This is a genomic window from Idiomarina sp. UBA3162, assembly GCF_002364475.1.
In the GTDB taxonomy this organism is placed as follows: Bacteria; Pseudomonadota; Gammaproteobacteria; order Enterobacterales; family Alteromonadaceae; genus Idiomarina.
Genome location: NZ_DEYI01000058.1, coordinates 2898 through 6245, shown reverse-complemented (window position 1 = coordinate 6245; position 3348 = coordinate 2898). Strand labels below are relative to the sequence as shown.

The following is a 3348-nucleotide window of genomic DNA, read 5'->3' as shown; positions in this document are numbered from 1 at the left end:
ACCATCTTTAACGATATATTCTTTACCTTCAAGACGCCATTTACCGGCATCTTTGGCACCTTGCTCACCGTTATACTCAACGTAATCGTCGTAGCCGACTACTTCGGCGCGGATAAAGCCCTTTTCAAAGTCAGTATGAATGCGTCCCGCAGCTTGCGGCGCACTGGCACCAATTTTTACCGTCCACGCGCGGACTTCTTTAACACCCGCTGTGAAATAGGTTTGCAAATTAAGCAACTGGTAACCACCGCGAATCACACGATTGAGTCCGGGTTCTGCTTGGCCAAGCTCTTCTAAGAAGGCCGCTTTATCGTCGTCATCAAGTTCAGCAATTTCCGATTCGATAGCGGCACATACGGGCACAACGACAGCGTTTTCTTTTGCTGCGATTTGACGCACGGTTTCTAGATGAGGGTTATTCTCAAAACCGTCTTCATTAACGTTAGCAATGTACATCGTTGGCTTAAGCGTTAATAAGTTGTATGAACGAATAACCGCTTTTTCGTCGTCTGTTAAGTTAACAGAACGCGCCATTTCGCCTTCATCTAACGCTGGCTTGAGCTTCTCTAATACGGCAATTTCTGCTTTCGCTTGTGCATCGCCGCCTTTAGCCTTTTTGCCCAGACGGTGAAGCGACTTATCCACCGAGTCTAAGTCTGCTAGAGCCAATTCAGTATTGATGGTGTCGATATCGTCAGCAGGATTAATGCCGCCGCTGACGTGTACAATATTGTCGTCTTCGAAGCAACGCACGACGTGACCAATTGCATCGGTTTCGCGGATGTTGGCCAAGAACTGGTTACCGAGCCCTTCGCCTTTTGACGCGCCCTTAACTAAGCCTGCGATATCCACAAACTCCATCGTGGTGGGAATCACTTTCTGTGGGTTCACAATACTTTCGAGCACATCAAGACGTGGATCGGGAACCGCAACAACACCAGTATTAGGTTCGATGGTACAGAAAGGAAAGTTAGCCGCTTCGATACCGGCTTTGGTCAAAGCATTAAATAACGTGGATTTTCCGACGTTTGGTAAACCAACAATACCACAGCGAAATCCCATGAGATAAACCTCTATTTACTGGCACGAAAGCTGTGCAACTGCTGTAAAGCAGGGCCCCAACCTTCATCGATTAAAATATCAATAGCACGACTGGCTTCATCGATACACTCGTCGAGGAGTGCGCGTTCGGGCGCGGATGGCTTACCCAATACAAACCCAGTCACTTGTGAGCGGTGTCCGGGGTGACCAATACCGACTCTTAAACGCATAAAGTCCTGAGTGCCCAGTTGGGCAATCGTATCTTTAATACCATTGTGACCGCCTGCGCCACCACCACGTTTGAATTTTGCTACACCAGGCTCAAGATCAAGTTCATCGTAAGCGACGAGGATCTGTTCGGGCGCAATTTTGTAAAAGCGTGCCATTGCAGCAATTGAAAAGCCGCTTTTATTCATAAAGGTCTGTGGTAATACAATGCGGAGATCACGAGTGGCTGTTTGATGTCGACCAATCAATGCTTTCGTTTTTGTATCGGCAGTGAGGGTTACGCCGTGACGGCGGCAATAGGCCTCAACTAACCAAAAACCCGCGTTATGGCGGGTTTTTTCGTATTCGGGGCCTGGATTTCCCAGGCCCACAAGCAACTTAACGTCTGTTCCCATTGGGGGTACCTAACGCTATTACTCGTCAGCGTCTTTTTCGTTCGCTGCGGGCACTTCGTCAGCTGCTGGCGCTTCTTCTTCCGTTTCTTCTTTCTCTACGCGAGGCGCAGTGATTGAAACAACGGCTTGGTCGTGGTCTTCACCTTTAGTTAACTCAACTAATTCAACGCCTTGTGGCAAGTTGAGGTCGCTTAAGTGAATAGTGTCGCCTACGGACAAGTTAGCGATGTCAACTTCCAAGTACTCTGGTAAGTCTTTCGGTAAGACCATGATTTCTACGTCGTTCACGTGGTGAACAACAACACCGCCTTCATCTTTAACGCCTTTAGCGGTTTCTTCATTTAAGAAGTGAAGTGGCAAGTTAGTGTGCAACTTGTGACCTTTCTCAACACGTTGGAAGTCTAAGTGAGTTAACTTAGGCTTGTACGGGTGACGTTGCATATCCTTTAAGATTGCTTGGTGTTTTTTACCATCAATCTCAAGCGTTAGGATGTGTGAATAGAAGGCTTCGTAGTCAGCCATGTTATTCACTTTGTTGTGGTCTAGTTCAAGTGCGATTGGCTCATCTTTACCACCGTAAAGAATTGCAGGTACTTTGTCCGCATGACGCAGGCGGCGGCTCGCACCTTTCCCCTTGTCCGTACGAACGGTAGCTTTGATATTGAAGTCTAATTTAGCCATGTGATTGGGCTCTCATCTGTTTATGATTTAAAAATGTCAAAACTCGCGACCAAGTTTTGACCCAAAACTTAGAAACCGACTCAAAAGCCGGTTTCTAAGGGCGCGGAATAATACCACTGTTAGTGGGTTAAGACAACTATCCCAACGAAGTCGATTAGTAATCAAACATTGCTGAGATAGATTCTTCATTACTCACGCGACGAAGCGCTTCAGAAAGCATGCCTGATAATGTCAACTGATGTACCTTACCGGTCGCTTTCATCTCTTCACTCAACGGAATACTGTCGGTTACGATGAGCTCATCAATCGAGGAATCTTTGATGTTGTTCACAGCATTGCCAGAAAAGACGGGGTGAGTGGCATACGCGAATACGCGTTTGGCACCATGCTGTTTCAGAGCTTCAGCCGCTTTACATAGTGTACCGCCAGTATCGATCATGTCGTCAACAATAATACAGTCACGATCTTTAATGTCACCGATGATATGCATCACTTGCGAAACGTTAGCTGAGGGACGGCGTTTATCGATAATCGCCAGATCGGTATCGTTCATTAGTTTGGCAAATGCGCGAGCACGGACTACGCCACCGATGTCGGGTGATACAACGACAGGGTTATCGAAGTTCTGGTTACGCATATGTTCAAGCAGAACAGGTGTGCCAAACACGTTATCAACAGGCACATCAAAGAAACCTTGGATTTGTTCGGCATGCAAGTCAACGGTCAAGACGCGGTCCACACCGACACTTGAAAGAAAGTCTGCAACGACTTTAGCCGTGATGGGTACACGTGCAGAACGAACACGACGATCTTGGCGCGCATAACCAAAGTAGGGCATGACCGCAGTGATACGACCGGCAGATGCACGACGCAGTGCATCAACCATAACAATCAGCTCCATTAGATTGTCATTGGTTGGGGCACAGGTTGACTGCAATAAAAAAACGTCCGCACCGCGGACGTTTTCATTGATGGCGACACTGATCTCACCGTCACTAAAACG

Annotated in this window: 4 protein-coding genes; all 4 read right to left on the bottom strand. The window is 47.4% G+C overall.

What is annotated here, in order from left to right:
- Nucleotides 1-1062: redox-regulated ATPase YchF (gene ychF / locus B2X00_RS07445; protein WP_290486846.1), on the bottom strand; the 1062-nt coding region annotated here is incomplete at its 3' end.
- A gap of 11 nt (nucleotides 1063-1073) precedes the next feature.
- Nucleotides 1074-1664, bottom strand: a complete 591-nt coding sequence (pth, locus tag B2X00_RS07440; protein WP_290486844.1) for an aminoacyl-tRNA hydrolase — start codon at nucleotides 1662-1664, stop codon at nucleotides 1074-1076.
- Between the two features lie 18 nt (nucleotides 1665-1682).
- Nucleotides 1683-2345, bottom strand: a complete 663-nt coding sequence (locus B2X00_RS07435) for a 50S ribosomal protein L25/general stress protein Ctc (protein ID WP_071463588.1) — start codon at nucleotides 2343-2345, stop codon at nucleotides 1683-1685.
- A gap of 154 nt (nucleotides 2346-2499) precedes the next feature.
- Nucleotides 2500-3348: ribose-phosphate pyrophosphokinase (locus tag B2X00_RS07430; RefSeq protein ID WP_290486842.1), on the bottom strand; the 849-nt coding region annotated here is incomplete at its 5' end.